Annotated in this window: 13 protein-coding genes and 1 other RNA gene; 5 read left to right on the top strand and 9 right to left on the bottom strand. The window is 57.2% G+C overall.

Annotated features, from left to right (window positions below):
- Window positions 1-154: 154 nt before the first annotated feature.
- Together ACZA91_RS11940 and ACZA91_RS11945 are read left to right on the top strand one after the other, a co-directional pair.
- Window positions 155-676 carry a universal stress protein gene (locus tag ACZA91_RS11940; protein WP_190534677.1) on the top strand — a complete coding sequence of 174 codons (522 nt, stop codon included), beginning with the start codon at window positions 155-157 and terminating at the stop codon, window positions 674-676.
- A gap of 568 nt (window positions 677-1,244) precedes the next feature.
- Window positions 1,245-2,099, top strand: a complete 855-nt coding sequence (locus ACZA91_RS11945) for an MBL fold metallo-hydrolase (protein WP_463182420.1) — start codon at window positions 1,245-1,247, stop codon at window positions 2,097-2,099.
- Between the two features lie 106 nt (window positions 2,100-2,205).
- On the opposite strand, the gene ACZA91_RS11950 is transcribed toward ACZA91_RS11945, so the two are convergent.
- Window positions 2,206-3,042 carry a 5-formyltetrahydrofolate cyclo-ligase gene (locus tag ACZA91_RS11950; RefSeq protein ID WP_463182421.1) on the bottom strand — a complete coding sequence of 279 codons (837 nt, stop codon included), beginning with the start codon at window positions 3,040-3,042 and terminating at the stop codon, window positions 2,206-2,208.
- A gap of 212 nt (window positions 3,043-3,254) precedes the next feature.
- Here ACZA91_RS11950 and ACZA91_RS11955 point away from each other — a divergent pair, with 212 nt between their 5' ends.
- The 3 genes from ACZA91_RS11955 to ssrA all read left to right on the top strand — a co-directional run bounded on the left by ACZA91_RS11955 (window position 3,255) and on the right by ssrA (window position 5,982).
- Window positions 3,255-4,727: a flavin monoamine oxidase family protein gene (locus ACZA91_RS11955; RefSeq protein WP_463182422.1), complete on the top strand. Its 1,473-nt coding sequence runs from the start codon at window positions 3,255-3,257 to the stop codon at window positions 4,725-4,727.
- 192 nt (window positions 4,728-4,919) lie between these two features.
- On the top strand, window positions 4,920-5,306 hold the full coding sequence (locus ACZA91_RS11960; RefSeq protein ID WP_463182423.1) for a DUF423 domain-containing protein: 387 nt from the start codon (window positions 4,920-4,922) through the stop codon (window positions 5,304-5,306).
- A 277-nt stretch (window positions 5,307-5,583) separates the two neighbouring features.
- Window positions 5,584-5,982: a transfer-messenger RNA gene (ssrA, locus tag ACZA91_RS11965) on the top strand.
- Window positions 5,983-6,156: 174 nt separating this feature from the next.
- On the opposite strand, the gene ACZA91_RS11970 is transcribed toward ssrA, so the two are convergent.
- From ACZA91_RS11970 to ACZA91_RS12005, 8 genes are all read right to left on the bottom strand, one after another.
- Window positions 6,157-7,218: a low-complexity tail membrane protein gene (locus tag ACZA91_RS11970; RefSeq protein ID WP_463182424.1), complete on the bottom strand. Its 1,062-nt coding sequence runs from the start codon at window positions 7,216-7,218 to the stop codon at window positions 6,157-6,159.
- 180 nt (window positions 7,219-7,398) lie between these two features.
- Complete coding sequence (locus ACZA91_RS11975; RefSeq protein ID WP_463182425.1) at window positions 7,399-8,226, bottom strand: glutathione S-transferase family protein; 828 nt, start codon at window positions 8,224-8,226, stop codon at window positions 7,399-7,401.
- Between the two features lie 308 nt (window positions 8,227-8,534).
- On the bottom strand, window positions 8,535-11,672 hold the full coding sequence (gene infB, locus ACZA91_RS11980) for a translation initiation factor IF-2 (protein ID WP_463182426.1): 3,138 nt from the start codon (window positions 11,670-11,672) through the stop codon (window positions 8,535-8,537).
- A 109-nt stretch (window positions 11,673-11,781) separates the two neighbouring features.
- Entirely contained in the window at window positions 11,782-12,075 is a 294-nt protein-coding gene (locus ACZA91_RS11985) for a YlxR family protein (RefSeq protein ID WP_463182427.1), read from the bottom strand.
- Window positions 12,076-12,079: 4 nt separating this feature from the next.
- Entirely contained in the window at window positions 12,080-13,591 is a 1,512-nt protein-coding gene (nusA, locus tag ACZA91_RS11990) for a transcription termination factor NusA (RefSeq protein ID WP_463182428.1), read from the bottom strand.
- Between the two features lie 116 nt (window positions 13,592-13,707).
- Entirely contained in the window at window positions 13,708-14,172 is a 465-nt protein-coding gene (rimP, locus tag ACZA91_RS11995) for a ribosome maturation factor RimP (protein WP_099532892.1), read from the bottom strand.
- A gap of 701 nt (window positions 14,173-14,873) precedes the next feature.
- The gene (locus tag ACZA91_RS12000; RefSeq protein ID WP_463182429.1) at window positions 14,874-16,448 is read right to left on the bottom strand and encodes an anthranilate synthase component I; all 1,575 of its coding nucleotides are present in this window, start codon (window positions 16,446-16,448) and stop codon (window positions 14,874-14,876) included.
- Between the two features lie 351 nt (window positions 16,449-16,799).
- Window positions 16,800-17,708 (bottom strand): XDD3 family exosortase-dependent surface protein, encoded by a 909-nt coding sequence (locus tag ACZA91_RS12005; RefSeq protein WP_463182430.1) that lies wholly within the window; start codon window positions 17,706-17,708, stop codon window positions 16,800-16,802.
- Window positions 17,709-17,938 lie beyond the last annotated feature (230 nt).

Consider the following 17,938-nt stretch of genomic DNA (forward strand, 5'->3'; position numbering starts at 1 on the left):
TTAACAAGCACTTAACTATTTTTTGGTATGACTAAATTCGGCGATCACTGATCATTCTGGGACGGCCCCGGCTTTGATTTGCAGCGATCCCTCGTTAACTCTGGCTGACGCGGCCCGCTTTTTTGATCCCAGCCAGCCTTCAAGGAGCCTAGCCATGTATCACAAAATTTTGATTGCCATTGAAGATCCTTCCGTTGACCATGCTCCTTTTCGTCAGGGGATTGACCTGGCTGAAAAACTAGGCGCGTCGGTCATGTTGCTGCATGTGCTGTTTCCCGGCGAAGGCAATGCCCCCATGCCCCCCGGCGACGATTTATTTTTTGTGCCGGCTTTTCTGCCTGATGATGCTTTGTTGCAGCGCTATCACGAGGCTTGGCAGTCCTATATTGACCAAAATCTACAACAGCTCAAAGTTTTGGCCGACGTGGCCGCAGAACGCCAAATTCCTGCCGAGTGGTCGCAAAACCACGGTTCACCCGGTAAGGTCATTTGTCAGCTTGCCCACACCTGGGAAGCGGATTTGGTGGTGGTGGGGCATCGTCGTCAATCGACGCTGAGTGAGCTATTCATGGGCAGTGTCAGTAACTATGTGCTGCACCATTGTCCCTGTGCGGTTTTGGTGACCCAAGAAGTATCGGAGGAAGCCAACTCCAGCAAACCGGTGGCTAATCCGTAGGCTTGTTGCAGCGCCAGAAGAAGCACGGAACCAGCGCCCGATCAGAGAGTTGGGGTTCAATTGTTTCGGTTGCTTGAATTTTCGACTCCTGCGATCGAGCCAATTTTGGGTTGAAGGTTAGGGTGGGATGGCCAAAATCTGAGCTTGGGTGCAAACATGCGCTAGATTTTGGCCGGCTCCCGATAATTTGCACGGAACAGCGCGATCGGGAATGGAACTAGGTAGTTAGTGCCCATCCTCGCGGTCTATGCTAGGCTCAACAGGAGGTGTTCTGGGGCCATAAGTTTGCCTCATAGCATCGGGCAATTTGCGTTAAGCATTCTCAGCAAACCCTCGATCCGCACGATCAGTCACGATCAGCTCAGTGATCAACTTAGTGTTAGTGATCAACTCAGATCCGCAGCGATTAGGCTTTTCAACCGATCGCGCAGCTCGATAACCCTGGCTAGAGAATACTCAGTTGCTCGATTGGGTCAGTGCCTTGGTGCTGCACTCACTAAGAGAATTGCGATCACCTAGCCCGTCCAATCCGGATCTGCTTGCTCCGGTCTTGTTTGATGTAGGCAATATGGAGATTGCGCTTTCACCCGATTTTCTAGTCCGTTTCTGGGGCGTGCGAGGCAGCATTCCTGCACCGGGCAAGTCCACTGTGCGGTATGGCGGCAACACGTCCTGCGTGGAGTTGTGTGTTGGCGGGCGGCGCTTAATTTTTGATGGCGGTACGGGCCTGCGGTCTTTGGCTGAGTCAATGGCTCCTGGCGAAACGCTGGATGCTTTTCTGTTTTTCACGCATTACCACTGGGATCATATTCAGGGTGTGCCGTTCTTCGCGCCCCTGTTCACGCCGGGCAATCGGCTGACGGTGTATGGGTGCCAAACGAATACGGGCGAGCCGCTGAAACATCATTTTTGCGATCGAATTCTGAATCCCCATTCCCCAATTCCCGTGGGACAGATCAAGGCGGAGGTCGATTTTTATGACCTAACGGCTGGGGATCAATTTGTGGTGGATGGGGATATTGAAATTGAAACGGGGCTGCTCAACCATCCCAACGGAGCCATGGGCTACCGGATTACCTGGAATGGAAAAACGGTGGTCTATGCCACGGATACGGAGCATTTGCCCGATCGAATGGATGAGCACGTGGTGCAACTGTCTCGTGAGGCAGACGTGCTGATTTACGATGCCATGTACACCGATGAGGAATACAACAACCCCCGATCGTCCAAGGTGGGTTGGGGTCACTCCACTTGGCAAGAGGGAGTCAAGGTGGCGGAAGTGGCGGGCGTAAAGCATCTGGCGGTCTTTCACCACGAGCCAAACCACAGCGATGATTTTCTGGATGAAGTGGAACGGCAACTGAAGGAGCGATCGCCCGATTCTTTCCTGGCTCGTGAAGGGATGGAATTCAAAATTCCCTGACTGAAAGCAGACAAAAGATTTCAGACGCATTAGTCGCATCAATACTGCGCCTGACCCAGCATGACTGAGTCAGGCACGATCCAACTTGGAAATCACAACGGAACAATTAACCGCCGCTGACCGGTGGAATTAAAACCAGTTCATCCCCATCCCGCAGCAGGGTACTATCGGGCACAAACTGAAAGTTAATGCCGAAGCGGGTTATGTTTCGCCAATGTCCCAGGTTGGGATGTTTTTGGATCATCAGATCGCAAACTTCACCGGCCGTAATGCCAGCGGGCAATTCCCAAATCAGCTCTGATTTGCCAAATGTTTCTTGATAGATGGCAAAAAGTTTGATCGTGATCCGAATGTGGGTGGGGCCGTGGGATTGGGGGTGAATCACCTGGCTTTCGGTGCAAAAGGCTTCAAATTGCCGATCCCAAGGATCCGTGGGTAGCGCGTCCAATAGGGCAAAGTCGAAACATACGCCGATCGTGTGGGTATTGGAGCGCACCTCCGCCAACAGTCGATCGTAGTATCCTCCCCCGTAGCCTAGCCGATAGCCCAGGCGATCGGCCCCAACGCAGGGGGCCAAAACTAAGTCCGCCGCCGTTGGTTCCACCACGGGCGCATCGCTAGCGGGTTCCTGAACCCCATAGGCCCCCGGTTCCAGCGGTTCGCCCGGTTGCCAGCGATGCCAAATCAGCAATTCCCCTTGGCAACGGGGCAACACCCAAATTTTGTTGCGTCCCAACTCCGTTTGCGCCAAGGGCAAAATATCCGGCTCCAAACGATGGCTCACATAGGCAAAAATCACCTGTGCCGTTTGCCATTCTGGGAGGGACTGGATCCGATCGCGCAGGGCCGTGCTGAGGTTGTGCCATTTGTTTTGCGGCATAACCTGGCGTTGCAGTAACAGCGCTCTACGTAGCGGCTTTTTTTCTGGATTGGGACGATACATGGCAGAGCGGACCCAATGCAAGCGCGGGTCTTCGATGGTAACCCAATTACCGGGCCCGAATCATGGGAATCAGTGGGTAATTCAGGAAGATTAATGGAGATGGCTAGAAGCTGCCGTTGATTGCCTCTGGTCAACTGGGAGAGGGCTAATCCAGGTCTGGAGTTGGCGGCCTATCCTGGAAAAAACGAGCGGTAAAGGGTGGCGCGTTGGCCATGAAGCGCGATCGATTCTTGCGGTTAATGCTGGGTGGTGTGGCCGGTGCTGGTTTGGTGAGTTGCGGTCAGGGATGGGGGCTGGATGCTCAACAATTGTCATCCAAACAAGTCCCATCAACACAGTCCCCATCAGCACAATCCTCATCAATGACAGGGCTAACGCAGGCTGACTCGTCCCGCCGGGTCTTGATTATTGGGGCGGGAATTGCCGGGTTGGCCGCCGCCCGTCAGTTGCGATCGCGTGGATGGGATCCGGTAGTGCTGGAGGGGCGCGATCGGGTCGGGGGGCGTTTGTGGTCTTTGCGACCCGCTGCCCTGAAGGGGGTGGCGCTGGATTTGGGAGCCAGTTGGATCCATGGCATCCAGGGCAACCCGATCACCGCCTTGGCTCAGCAGTGGCAAATTCCCACCGTGGCCACGGATGCCGAAAATCAGTGGCTTTATGACTGGGATGGTCGGTTAGTTGATGATGCCCGGCACGATCGCCTAGAGCAGGTGTTAGAGCAGGTGTTGGCTCAACAGAACCGGTTGCGGGAAAAGCGTTCCACTGATCGCCCACTGCTAGCGGACTTGCAAGCCTTGGTTCAGCGGGCTAACCTCACGGCCGAGGATGAACGGGCGGTTTGGACATTACTGAAGGGGTCGATCGAGCATGAATATGCCGGATCGATGGCGGAGCTATCGGCCAATGAGTGGGATGCGGGCGACGGTTTTGAGGGGGCAGATGTGCTGTTCCCCACCGGCTACGACTCGATCGCCCGTCGCTTATCCAGTGGTTTGACATTGCAGCTCAACCAGGTGGTGCGCCGAATTGAGCATGATCAACAGGGAGTCAAAATCACCACCGATCGCGGCGAATGGGTTGGGATCGCGGCCGTGGTGACCTTGCCGATCGGGGTGTTGCAGTCGGGTCAAGTGACCTTTGTCCCGGCCCTGCCCGAGACCCACCAAAGCGCCATCAATCGACTGGGAATGGGTATTCTGAACAAAATCTATTTAGAATTCCCTCGCTCCTTTTGGCCCTCAGAGCCGGATTGGATCGGGTTTGTTTCCGATCCGCCGGGTCTGTGGAATGAGTGGGTGAATTTCCAGCGGGTCAGCGATCGCCCGATTTTGCTGGGGTTTAATGCAGCTCAACAGGGCCGCGAGCTGGAAGCTCTCAGCGATGGGCAACAGGCCGCCAGTGCCCTCAAGGCTCTGCGACGGATGTTTGGCCCCAAAATTCCTGACCCAACGGCGGTTTGGGTGACTCGCTGGGGACGTGATCCCTTTGCGGGCGGCTCCTATTCCTTCCTGCGAGTGGGGGCGACCTTGAGCGATCGCGGTCAACTGACCAAACCCGTGGCCGATCGCCTGTTTTTTGCCGGGGAAGCCACCTCTCGCAATCACGCAGCCACGGTTCACGGAGCCTATCGATCGGGTCAACGGGCTGCGGATCAGATCATGGCAATTCATCACGCTTCTGCCTAGGTTCTGCCTAGCAATTCACGGCCCTGAATCTGAATTGGTTAAACTGCGAGAGCCTTTGGCTGGCTTTCATCCCGATTGCTTTGTGCTTGAGTATGGCTTTCGGAATTAAGGGAAGGCCGAATTCATTAAAATTCGGTGTCAAGAAAATCTGGTTTTAATAATTCTGGTGTCAATAAATCTGGTGTGAATCAAATGGAACGCTGGTTTTTAGGCGGGGCTGGATTTTTAGGAGCAATGGCGGTGGCGGCTGGGGCCTTCGGCAGCCATGTATTAGCGGAAAAACTGAGCGATCGCGCCTTGGCGATTTTTGAAACGGCTGCCCGCTATCAACTCATCCATGCGCTGCTGTTGGGGATGGTTGCGGTGGCGATGGGCGCGATGCCCAAACCCGTGGCCCCGAGCCTCCCGATCGCCGGGGTGTCTGCCCTGTTGGGGATGGTGCTGTTCAGTGGCAGCCTTTATGCCCTCAGTTTCGGCGCGCCCAAAATTTTGGGTGTCATTACCCCGATCGGGGGCGTGGGTCTCATTGTCAGTTGGCTCGCGCTTGGGCTGGCAGCTTTCCAGGGTGCAAAACCGTAGCCACCAGTAGGGAAATTTCGCCCCGATCGCCCGTATGCCCTTGCCCGATCGCCCGCCAATCGCGATAGAATACAGGAGCATTCAACGATGGTTATCTACTCCCATAGCAGCCAGCTCAAGAGCACCTAGGAACAAATTAATTGGGAATGCACTAATTAATGCCTTGATTCCTGACAGCTCAACTTAGTTTGCTGTTGCCCTCCTGGAATGGCCGTTGCCAAACCTAGCTTGGGGCGATCGCAACCCTAAAAACGCTGGAAAACACTGCTAACACCACGGGGCTGTCACGGTTTCGACGTGCTGGGAACAGGTACTGAGTGATGCAGGCTGAGAGCGGGCTAACTCTCGTAAATCAATGGCTCAAAAAAGTAGATGCGAACAACATCGTTCCTTTCGCTCGCAAGACTGTGGCTGTTGCCTAAGTTTTGTAACACCTCTAACTAGACGGTTGAGCACTCGCTGTCCGACTCCGTTAAGGTCACCGAGTTTAACCCCAACGGATGCGCTGTCCGGTCTTCTTCGGTTGGCCTGCTAGCAAAGACTTTAATCGAGGCATCCTACCGCTAGGGATTAAGTAGCGGTCCCTGTCTCAAGGGTCAACGAGACTAAGCCTGTGAATGAACAAGGTATAACTACTTGGTGCGGACGATGGGTTCGACTCCCTCCAGCTCCACTCCGTTACGGTTAGTCACTGATTGCTAATCAGAAACTGGTGATCTAAAAGCCGGTCATCTGGTTAACAAGCCAACGCATTAACTCACTCAAAACCCGACTTGGCATTGCGCTAGGTCGGGTTTTGCTTTTGTTCAACTTTTTGTTCAACCAAACTGTTTAAACCGATGCCCTGAACCTAGTAGCCGTCGCCATCATTACCGCCATCGTTGTGGTTGTCACTATCGCTGACCATATCGCCCCAATCATCATCATCGGTGACTTGGTTTGCTGTTTCGGGATTGCTGGTCGCTTCGGTGGGTTCCGGTTCGGTGGAGTCTGGTTCCGTAGACTCGATCGACTCAGGCTCCGTAGACTCGATCGACTCAGGCTCATTAGGAGTGCTTGCGATCGGCTCAGATTCCGTAGACTCGATCGCCTCAGAAGACTCGCTCTCCTCAACAGCCGCCGAATCCGTCACTAATTCAGGGGGATCCAGTGGCTCAGCCGTGCTCGCTGGCTCGGTGGCATCCAGTGGCTCGGGATCACCAGGACTCGGCAGATTCTCCGGGGCGATCGCAGCGGCCTCTTCCTGGGGGGTATTGGTGGTTTCTGGAGGGGCTGGGGGCGTTGCTGACTCTGGTTCAGGAACCTTGGCGGGCGCGGCCACTGGGGCATTTTCCAAATCCGGTAAGACTTTGGTGAGCCGGACACTGAGGCGCAGGAAGCTGCCGGGAACGTTGCCAACGGGAAAAGGCTCGATCGCGCTGAAGGCGGTCTGCGGAGTGAGCAACACCCACAAAGACACGAGGGCAACGGTGAGCAGCAGGCTGCCCAAAAGCGCTCCCAACCACACCACCAACAGCCCGATCGCCCGTTGATCCAGGGGGGCAATTTCCGCCGCCAAGGGGGAGAGTTGATCCAGTCGTTGCAAAGCCCAAAGCACCAAAAGGGACGCAATCAGCGCGATCGCCTTGGTTTCCCAGCCGGCCCAGCGTTGCAAAATTCGTTGCTGCGTTTCATTGAGGCGATCGGCCCGCAGGCTCACCAGCAAAACCGAAAAGGGATAAAACGGGCGCAACCACTGCATGGCCACGATCGGAGCAGTTCCCAACAGCCCCACCAACAGCCAGTCCCAGCCACCCGGCAGCAGAGGATCCCCCGCCGCCAACCCCAGTAAACACAACTCCGCACAGAGGGGCAGCGCTGCCAACCCCGCCAAATGCACCCAAAGATACGGATCGCGTTTTGGCCCCTGCACGATCGACCTCCTTCCCTCTCTGTTTGATTCGTTCTGTGTGTTAGTTGCTCAGCCGGTTGAATGAAAGCCAGTTGAATCAAGGCTGTTTTAATCAAGACCGGTTTCATCAAGGCTAGTCCAGACCAAACTGATTGGACTACGGCCAGTTGAATGACGGCTGGTTTGATCAAAATTCATTCATCAAAGTTCATTCATGGACAACCCGATCGTCCCTGTTTCTTCAGCGAAGGCGCTATCCAACGGCTGGGCAAGCTTTGTAACCAGCATAGACGCTTTCTGCTCGGTCTCCCTGTCGGCAAAAAAGCGTGCTGACATGCGCTGGTAGTGGTCGCAGAGGTTGGTTTTTTGGCGGGCAAAGTCCACGATCGGGCTGGAATAGGGTGGCTCAATGAAATTCCCGATGTGACCGTAGGCTGTGGCATCCAGCGTGGTTGGGCGATCGCCCATAAAAAAGGGCTTATCGGCCAGAAAATCCGAAAGGGCCTGCAAATCCGCCGTAATGAGTTGATATAAATCAGCGTCACTCAGTCGGCCCAGGCCCTGTTGCGTCATCTGTTGCAGAATGCTTTGGCGAAATTTCTCCGCAAAGGCCACGCTCTGGGCCTTGCTCCAGTGACTGGGAACCAGAGTCAAGACTAAGTTTTGATAGTCTTGCCAGTTTTCTTCATCGCGGTAGCGAATCGCAATTCCACCCCAGTAGAGATGTTCCTTAATTAAGCGACGGAAAGCCAGGGCGATCGCGCGATCAGCCTGGCTTAAACCGGCTTCCAAATCAATACCTTGGGTTTGGCGAAAGCGCTCAATAATTAACGCGGTGTCGCCCCATTTTTGCCCTGCTTCTTCAATAAAAGGAATTTTGCCATAGGGGGCCTGAGCCAGATCCTGAGCGGTGGCTAAGGCTGTTTGGTAGGGTAACTCGGCAATTCGTAACCAAGTTTCCAATTCCATGCAAGCCGGACTGACGCTAGCCAGCCCCCAACGGGACGGAGCAGTGTAGAGCGTAATCATTCAAAGCAATCAAAAACAGCAAAAATAATCAGCAGGCTCAGAATGGCTCAATGACGATCCAGAGCCATCTTGGGTTTCGGTTTCCCCGCTGGACTATTCCGTCAGTTTTAACAGACCCGATGCGATCGGGCTGTGATGCCAGACAAAAGAATCAGCCCCGATTAGCACGTGGTTAGTGACTAGTCGGGGCTGATGAAAACCCAGATCAAGGGTGATGGGGCGATCGAACCGGAATCGATCGGACTATGAACTCGATCGCCCTCAGCGAAGCAGTGGGCTGATTCGCTGATTAACCTTCCGAAAATGTCCTAGAGGGACAGGGTGCGACGCTTGGCCACCAGGCGGTAAGCCTCGATGATGTCGCCCATTTGCCAGTCGTTGAAGCCCGAGGAGTTCACACCGCACTCGTAGCCGCTGTTCACTTCCTTGGTGTCTTCCTTGAACCGCTTCAGCGAATCCATGCGGCCTTGGAACACCAGTTCCTTGCCTCGGCGCACCCGCAGCAGACAATCGCGAATCAGCTTGCCCGACTGCACATAGCAACCGGCCACCGTGCCGCGACCCACCGGGAACACACCCCGAACTTCCGCTTGACCCAGCGGTTCTTCCACCTCTTCCGGATCGAGCATCCCTTCCATGGCGGCTTGGATGTCGTCCAGCAGTTTGTAGATCACGCTGTATTCGCGGACATCAATGCCCGCTTCATCGGCGGAGCGACGAGCACCAGGCGCGAGGGTGGTGTTGAAGCCCACAACCACGGCACTACTGGCGGCAGCCAAGTCAATATCCGTTTCGGAGATTTCGCCCGGTGCAGCCAACAACACGCGCACTTGCACTTCGTTTTGGGGCAGTTGTTGCAAAGATCCCAGAATGGCTTCCAGGGAGCCTTGCACATCGGCCTTGAGCACGAGGTTCAGTTCCTTCAGCTCGCCCTCTTGTGCCTGACCAGAAATGCTGGTGAGGCTGACGCGACGGGAAGCCATGGCCTGTTGCAGACGGCTTTGGCGCTGTTGGTCGCTGCGCTGAGAGGCGATCGCCCGGGCATCTTTTTCGTTGGCGAAGACTTCAAATTCTTCCCCAGCGGCCGGAACCTCGCTCAGACCCAACACCTCAACGGCGAAGGAAGGAGTGGCGGCATCAACGCGATGACCACGATCGTCAATCATCGCCCGCACCTTGCCCAGAGCCGGGCCGGCGAGGAGGATGTCGCCAACTCGCAGGGTGCCGTTTTGCACCAGCAGGGTGGCCACCGGACCACGGGCCCGATCGAGGTGGGCTTCAATGACCGTCCCGCGCGCCAGGCGATCGGGATTAGCCATCAAGTCTTCCACTTCTGCCACCAACAGCAGGTTCTCCAGCAGGTCATCCAAGTAGAGACCCTTGAGGGCGCTCACGGGAACCATAATCGTGTCCCCGCCCCACTCTTCCGGCACAAGGCCGCGCTCGGCCAGTTCCTGCTTCACCCGATCGGGATTTGCGCCTTCCTTATCAATCTTGTTAATGGCCACCACGATCGGCACTTCCGCCGCGCGGGCATGGCTGAGAGCCTCGATCGTTTGAGGCTGCACCCCGTCATCGGCCGCCACCACCAAAATGGCAATGTCCGTGACCCGTGCCCCCCGAGCACGCATGGCCGTGAAGGCTTCGTGACCCGGTGTATCCAAGAAGACCACCTTCTTGCTGCCGCCCTCTTGATCCACCTGCACGTGGTAAGCCCCAATGTGCTGGGTAATGCCACCGGCTTCCCCTTGGGCCACCTTGGTTTTGCGGATCGAGTCGAGCAGGGTGGTTTTCCCGTGGTCTACGTGACCCATGATCGTGACAACCGGCGGGCGGCGCTGGAGGCTTTCCAGGTCGGCCACATCGAGCATTTCGGTCACCTTGCGGGCTTCCGATTCCTTCTCGGCGGTTTCCACCATCACCCCCAACTCCTCGGCCACCATGGTGGCTGTCGGAACATCGAGGGTTTGGGTAATGCTGACGGCCATCCCTTTCAAGAATAGGCGCTTCACCACTTCCGTTTCTGGAACGGCCAGCTTTTCGGCCAACTCGGCCACCGTCAGACCCTCCGTGAGGGTGATCAGCTCCGGTCGTTCCTTCTTGACCTGTTGTTCCCGACGTTCCCGTTGAGGCGGGCGCGAGGCCCCTTTCTTGGTAACCGGTTTGGGCTGCGGAGCGGGCTTCGGCGGGGTAACACCCTTGGGCTTCGGCGGCCGGGCGATCGATAGGCTGACCTGGAAGGGAGCCGGCTGACCGTCCACCCCTTCCATCATCAGTTCATCATCTTCCTCGAAGTCGTCTTCGTCTTCGAATTCCACCTGGTTACGGCGCTTGTTCTTGCCAGCCTTGTCCTTGGCAATTCTGGCCCGCTCTTCCTCTTCCGCTTCCCAATCTTTGCCCTTCTTGGTGGGGCGATTCAGGGTCGGTCGATTTAGCTTGTTTTCATAATCTTCGCCGCTGCTGGCCGGACGTGTGGGTTTTTCCAGCAGTTTGGCCGCGGGGGCTGCGGCCGTGCCGTCAGCGCTACCGTCGGCTGTGGCTTCGGTGGGGCGCACGGGTTTCGGCCGGCGCAACTCCACGATGGTTGGCGGGGCCCCTTTGCCAGGGCCACCGGCTGCGGGGCCTTTGGCCTCGCCGGGCCGGGTGGGGCGGGATGGGCGACTGGGCGCACCCGCGCGGGGTTCAGCAGGCTTGCTTTCGGCGGGCTTGGCCGGCCGCGATGGCGGCCCCACCAGCTCGGGCTTTTTGACCGGGCGCGGCGCTGTGCCGGGACGGGGCGGGGTTTTCAGTTCGGCTTTCTTTTCGGCAATGGGTTCCGGTGTTGCCGAGGCGGCGGGGCGGCGGGGGGCGCTGGGTTCAGCCGGGGCCAGGTCAACCGAGGCCGCGGGGGGCGCTGCGGGCGAATCGGACGGCTGGGCGGGGACATTCACAGGAGCAACGATTTCGGGCTTGACCGCCTCAGACTTAGCTGCCTCAGACTTAGCTGCCTCAGACTTAGCCGCTTCGGGGCGAGCGGGCTCGGCCCGCTTGGGCGAAACGAGTTTCGGGGGTGCAGGACGGCTGACGGGGGGCGTGGCTTCGGGGGCTGCTCCTTCGGTGTTAGGGCGTAGCTTTGGTTTACGAATCTCGAGAATTTGCTGCTTTTTTTGCATAGCCGGTGCTGAATCGCGCCCTTCTGTGGGCGTATCGGATGGGGACAAATCAGGAGGGTTGGAGGAGGCTGGATTCACCGAGGGTGCAGAGGATTGGCCAGGACTGGAGGGCGCAGGACGATTCGCAAACTGTTGACGAGCGGCTGCGCGGATTTGAGCGGCTTCAGATTCGGTGATGGTGCTGCTGTGGCTTTTGAAGGGAATGTTTAGTTGCTCGCAGATCACCAAGATCTCGCGATTTTCCAGATGTAGTTCTCTCGCTAAATCGTAAATTCTCACGCGGCCTGTGCTCATCCAGTTTCCTCGAATCCTATTGCGTCACGACATCATAGCCCACCGTCATTTGAAACATTTCGATCGAGCCGTCTAGTCCCTTCCTATTATGACGTGCGATGGGGGCGGTTCACTCTGGTGGGGTTGGATTTCCCAGAGAGTCCGGGTTGGGAACCGGGGCGGTCAGCCGTTGCCAAAGCAGGTCATAGAGGGGGGCGGGGACGGGGGCCTTGAGCGATCGCCCGATTCGATCCTTGCGCTGGGCTGCTCGTAGGCAGTCTGCACAGGGGCAAAGATAGGCCGATCGCCCCATGCCTTGGTCGAGTTGCACCGAACCGGAGTGGGCCATCCGCACGATGCGCCAAAACTCCGATCGATGGGCCACCCGACGACAAATCAAACAACGGCGATAGTTGGGCAGCAAGGGATCAATTGGCCTCCTGATCCAGCGCCTCGCTATCCGGATCGTCGCCGTCGAAGTCCTCGTCTGCGAAGTCGTTCTCGGCTAGATCATCAGGGTCTGAATCATCGCTGTCTTGATCATCTTCCTCTTGATCATCGTCGTCAGCATCCGCCACCGAGGCTAGGGGAGCCTGCTTTTGATCGTCCTCAAGATCATCGCCAAGATCATCGCCATCAAACTCATCATCTGTTTCATCGTCTGCGGCTGCCGATGGGTCAATCTCCCCAGGGCTGAACTCAGCGTCCTCCTCTGCAAAGTCGTCAGCCGCTTCGGCCGCTGCCAGGGCGAGGGCTGCCTCCCGTTCCGCGAGATAGCTGGCCATCTTGGCATCTTCTTCGTCGCGATCGTACTTAGCCACATCGCGAATATCAATTTTCCAGCCCGTGAGTCGAGCGGCCAGGCGCACATTTTGCCCCTCTTTCCCGATCGCCAAACTGAGCTGATCATCACCCACCAGCACATGGGCTTGGCGCTCCTCGGGATTCATCAGACGCACTTCCACCACCCGGGCCGGGCTGAGGGCGTTGGCGATGTAGGTGGCCGGATCCGGAGACCAGCGAATCACATCGATTTTTTCGCCCCGCAGTTCGTTCACAACCACCTGAATTCGCGATCCCCGGGCTCCGATGCAAGCCCCCACAGGATCTACATCGCGCTCCACCGTGTCAACGGCAATCTTGGTACGCGGGCCCACATGGCGCGAGGGCGGGTTGGCTTCCCGGGCCACGGCCACAATTCGCACAATGTCATCTTCAATTTCCGGCACTTCGTTGGCGAACAGGTAAACCACCAACCCCGCATCGGCCCGGGAAACCAAGAGTTGCGGCCCCCGCTGGGATCCTTCGCAAACTTTCTTGAGGTAGACCTTGATGGTTCCGTTGGCGCGGTAAGTGTCGTTGGGTAACTGTTCCCGTTTGGGCAGTTCCGCTTCCACTTCCGGTTGGCTGTAGCCGCTGGTGACGGCCACAATGACCGATTGGCGCTCGAACCGCAGGATACGCCCTTGGAGCACCGTGCTTTCTAGCTCTTGGAATTCCTCTTGGATCAGCTTGCGCTGCTGGTCGCGCAGCTTTTGGGCCAGCACTTGCTTGGTTTGGATGGCGGCCATGCGCCCAAAGTCGTCCCGATCGGGGGTGACATCCAAAATCACCGTGTCGCCCAGTTGGGCTTCGGCGGCCACTTCTTGCACATCGCTGAGGGCAATTTCGTGGTCTGGGTCGGCCACTTCTTCCACAATGCTCTTGGTGGCCAAAACCCGGAAGCCTTCTTCTTCCGTGTCCAATTCCACGTCGAAGTTATCGAAGTAGGTTTCGTCAAAGATATTGCGCACATCCAAGCTTTGGGTGCGGCGATAACGCTCATAGCCCTTGAGTAGGGCCTCACGCAGGGCGGCTTCAACGGCGGTTTTCGGCAAGTTGCGTTCGCGGCTGATGCCGTCGATCATTTCTTGCAGGCCGGTTAGGCGAACCATGGACATGGGTGTGGGGTTCCTAAAGATTCGTAAAGGTGAATGGGGAGTGGTGAAGCATTCGGCGCGATCGCGGGTGTGGGGATGGGCAATGGGGCGATCGCGCAGGATAGCCGGCCGCTGAGCTACTCGGCTCCGTCGGCCAGGCGCACCCGTTCCACCAAATCGCGCGGAATGCTGATCACTCGGCCTTTTTGGTTGATGCGCAGGGTTTCCGCGTCGCGATCGAGCAAGCTGCCCTGCCAAAGGGATTTGCCCTTGTGTGGCTCGCGGGTGGTGACGGTGACTTCAAACCCCTTAAAGGAGGTGAACTCCCGATCGGTCTCCAAAAACTCCGACAGGCCAGGGCTAGACACTTCCAGCACGTAGGCTCCGGGGATGGCATCCGCCTCATCGAGCACCGGCTCCAAGGCCCGGCTCAACCGTTCGCAGTCATCCAGACTGGTATCGGCGATCGGGTTGCGGAGTTCGAGGCGCAAAACAGGGGGGCTTTCATTGGTGTGGAAGGTTGCCCCCACGATCTCCAGTCCCAAATCGGTGGCGATCGGGGTGGCAAGTTCCAAAATGCGGGGAATTGCGGGATGAGCCATGAAACCAAACGATAGAGCGGGCAATGGCCCCCAACCGCGTGATCAGTGATCCGGCCCGAAGGGAAACAGGGCCGATCGCGCTTGCGGATCTGTCCCCAGAATCGTGCCTAAGAATCGTGCCTAAGTAACGACGCTCTGAGATGAATCCGGCAAGATCACCGTTGGAGAAATTGCCCTTGAGTGAGGGCATGGGGCGTGGTCAGACAGAGCGCAAAGCAATCAAAGTGCAAAGCAATGCTGATCACGACCCACGGAGGGAGCTGATCCCCATTGGGCCATAAAAAAAGCCGGTTCACTGTACCGACTTGCAACGCGCCAATTGACCTTTCCTTGCCGCTGGCCGGGAAAGGCTGGTGGGCAAAGGCTGGAGGCGATGGGTCTAGACACCCGCACAGCAGCCGCAACCGAACGCAATGGAGGTTGAAATGCTGCTGTGGTGGGGCCTGGGGCCCAAGCGTTTGCGGCTGCCGCACTGTTGCCCAAAGCCCGAAGCGGAAAGCCAAGGCTCAAAGCCGGGGACTTGGGGAATAGCTAGGCAGCGCTTGCCTCAGTCTATCACGGAAGAATTTGGGTCTAAAACTCCGCCCTGTTGGGGCCTGCTAAATTCGCCCAACGGGATTGGCTGAACGGGATTGGCTGAACGGGATTGGCTGAACGGGATTTGGAACTAAACCCAGTGAGCCTGCATGATTTAGCCTGCATTAATTTGAGTAATTGGGCTGATTGGGATCAGGGAACGGCAACGGCTCGGCCCGGCCAGCCCCATCCAACCCCAACACCCGTCGCAGCGCTGCCAATTGGGCATGGGCCTTCGAGAGCGATTCCCACCACTCCCGATCGGGGTCGGAGTCGGCCACAATCCCCGCGCCCACCTGGCCCCAAACCAGTCGATCGCCCAATTGCGAATCCCCCGATCGCGCCGCGCGGGGAATCAACAGTGTCCGAATCAGAATATTCAAATCCAAATTACCGCCTGCGTCCAGGTAACCACAGGAGCCATAGAACAGACTGCGGCGCACCGGCTCCAGGGCTTCAATGATCTCCATGCAGCGCACCTTCGGACAACCGGTGATCGTGCCGCCGGGGAAGGTGGCCCGAATCAGGTCAATCGCCGTGCGATCGGGCGCAAGTTGTCCCACCACGTTGCTCACCAAGTGCATCACGTGGCTGTAGCGCTCCACGGTCAAGAACTCATCCACCTGCACACTGCCCCAATCGCAAACCCGCCCCAGATCATTGCGCTCCAAATCTACTAGCATGGCATGTTCAGCCCGCTCCTTGGGGTGATTCAGCAATTCCACCTCGTTGGCCAAATCGGCGGGGCGATCGATCCCTCGGGGGCGGGTTCCCGCGATCGGGCGAGTGCTGGCCTGGCGATCGCGCAATTGCACCAACCGTTCCGGCGAACAGCTCACCACCTCGCCCCAAGGGGTTTGCCAATAGCTGGCGAAGGGAGAGGGATTAATTTGGCGCAGGGCCTGATAAAGCGTCCAACCGCTGGCGGGGCAAGGAACCGAAAACCGCAGGGACAAATTAGCCTGGAAAATGTCCCCCGCGCGGATGTGCTCTTGGGCTTGGCGAACGGCGGCGGTATAGGCGGCTTGGTCGCTGGTGAATTGAGGAATGAGGGTGCTGGTTGGTTCGATCGCCCCCGACGATTCCGCCAGTGGGGGCGCTGTGGCAGCTTTGTCTAGCTGGGCCACGAGCCGATCGAGATCCGCCGCCACCGTTGCCGCCAGCCACAGCCGATCGCCCCCGTGATCCAACACCGCAAAGCAATCTGGCTCATACCAAAAGGCCACGGGAAACGGCAACTCATCTGATCGCAATTGGGGTAACTGCTCCACCTCCCAAGCCAGGTCATAGCCCAGCCACCCCAGCCAACCTCCCCGAAACGGCAATGCTGGCCCCGGTTCATCCTGAGCAGCATTCAACCGCTCCGCCGCCCCGCCTTCCGCCAGTCGATCGCCCAACATGGGCAAAATGTCCCCCACTGCTGGAGTCCAAACCCGTCCCGATCGGGGACGACCCGCACAAATCGAATAGCGAGCCAACTCCTGGGCCGCCGCACACCACTGCTCCGGCGCAGGGGGACTTTCCAACAAAACGGCAATTTCCCCCTGAGCCAGCTCTTCCGCAAACAGGGCCGCAAACACCGCCGCCCCCGAGCGATCGGCCAGCGGGAGCGATCGCCAGTGCCAGGGAGCCAACGGCCGGGCCGTTAATTTCGCCAAGCCAGAATTCACCGTTGCGATCACTGAAGCCGCCGAATTCATCCAGTTGATACCTGTCGATTTTTGTGGAATCGCTCTATTTTGAAAGACTTTACCGATACTTTTCGGCAATTTTTTGGCTCGCCATTCCCCAGTTTCTGCGACTCTCTGCCTCGATCGCCCCAGAATCCGCCCCGATCGAACCCTCTCGGCCCAATCAAAAACGGAGGATTCCTCCAGGGAAACCCTCCGTTCTGAGTTGGTTAAGTTAACCGAATCAACTAATCCAAAGCTCCTGAATCTAAAGCTCCAACGCGCGACTCAGCCCCGTCAGCAGGCAAGATTTAGCGATGGATTGGCTATGGATTCGCCATCAACAAACCGATGAACCGTTCTTTAGTCAACAGACAACCTTTAGCCGACTTTCACCGTAGCCCGTTGCCGACGGCTGGCCACCGCAGCGCCCACAGCCGCCAAGCCCAACAGGGAAATCGGTTCCGGCGTGGATGCTTCCTTCTTCGGAGCCAAGTTGCCGCGCACAGCCATCCCGTCATTCAGGCATTCTGCGAAAACGTGGGCCACAAAGTCACCCACCATCCCTTCGCCCCGGGTGAACTTAAAGCCGAATGTCTGGCGAGTTGCGCCACCCGCATCGCTTTGGGGCGGCGTTGCACCACCCAGCGCGCCATTCAGGTTGAAGCCCAAAGCCGACAAAGCCGCGCCATCAAGAGCCTCAAATACTGACCCCACCACCTGTTGCCCTTGGGTAATCACACCCAAAGAAGCATCTTTGAAGTAGGTCTTGGCTTCCGCATCGGTCAGCTCACCCGCACCGGGCAAACCACCGCGATCGCTCACATGCTTCGACTGCTCGGCGTAGGAACCAAACCCTTGGTTGCTCAGACCAACGTTTTTGCCCGAAACGCCACTGTACAGACCCAAAGGCTTCACCGATGCATCATTGTTGCTGGCAAAGCGTACACCGAACAGGCTGCCCTGAGCATTCAGCAGCGGGCTACCGGTGAAGTTAAAGAACAGGTCTCCCCAGGCGATCGAACCGTTGGTGACTCCCCCGGTTGACTTCCCCGCCAGCGGCAGGCGAGCATCAATTCCCACATAGATGGTCTCGCCATCTTGCTTGATCCCCAGACCATACATTTCAAACATACCGCCGACATTACCGTCGCTCACGCCATCTTTGAAGGAGTCAATCCCATAATTCCAGCCGTTGTAGACCGTGCCGGCATGGGCTGCTTGTAGTCCCACTCCGAAGGTGCAGAGGGTTGCAGTTGCAACGCCGGCAAAAATCTGCTGAATTTTCATGGTCTCTAACGCTCCCAAAAGACGTTGTAGTGGAATGAAGTACGGCTAATCATCCTGCTCAACTGAGTGTTGAGGCCGCTTTTTGCTTGCCGGATGTTTAACGTCGGATGTGTTCGCTAAGCTTATTAAAGTCATAACTTCCGGAAAGAATTTTAAAGATTCTGTAAATTCGACTTTTACTTAATGAAGCTTCGATGAAAAATTAATTTAGTTATCCGATATTTTTCCAA

The organism is Limnothrix sp. CMB-01 (assembly GCF_055193175.1).

What these genes read in the sequence shown, in the direction of transcription:
- ACZA91_RS11955 (WP_463182422.1), top strand. Translation starts at nt 3,255, where the DNA reads ATGAAGCGCGATCGATTCTTGCGGTTAATGCTGGGTGGTGTGGCCGGT.
- infB (WP_463182426.1), bottom strand. Translation starts at nt 11,672, where the DNA reads ATGAGCACAGGCCGCGTGAGAATTTACGATTTAGCGAGAGAACTACAT.
- ACZA91_RS12000 (WP_463182429.1), bottom strand. Translation starts at nt 16,448, where the DNA reads ATGAATTCGGCGGCTTCAGTGATCGCAACGGTGAATTCTGGCTTGGCG.
- ACZA91_RS11950 (WP_463182421.1), bottom strand. Translation starts at nt 3,042, where the DNA reads ATGTATCGTCCCAATCCAGAAAAAAAGCCGCTACGTAGAGCGCTGTTA.
- ACZA91_RS11945 (WP_463182420.1), top strand. Translation starts at nt 1,245, where the DNA reads ATGGAGATTGCGCTTTCACCCGATTTTCTAGTCCGTTTCTGGGGCGTG.
- ACZA91_RS11940 (WP_190534677.1), top strand. Translation starts at nt 155, where the DNA reads ATGTATCACAAAATTTTGATTGCCATTGAAGATCCTTCCGTTGACCAT.
- ACZA91_RS11960 (WP_463182423.1), top strand. Translation starts at nt 4,920, where the DNA reads ATGGAACGCTGGTTTTTAGGCGGGGCTGGATTTTTAGGAGCAATGGCG.
- rimP (WP_099532892.1), bottom strand. Translation starts at nt 14,172, where the DNA reads ATGGCTCATCCCGCAATTCCCCGCATTTTGGAACTTGCCACCCCGATC.
- ACZA91_RS11975 (WP_463182425.1), bottom strand. Translation starts at nt 8,226, where the DNA reads ATGATTACGCTCTACACTGCTCCGTCCCGTTGGGGGCTGGCTAGCGTC.
- ACZA91_RS12005 (WP_463182430.1), bottom strand. Translation starts at nt 17,708, where the DNA reads ATGAAAATTCAGCAGATTTTTGCCGGCGTTGCAACTGCAACCCTCTGC.
- nusA (WP_463182428.1), bottom strand. Translation starts at nt 13,591, where the DNA reads ATGTCCATGGTTCGCCTAACCGGCCTGCAAGAAATGATCGACGGCATC.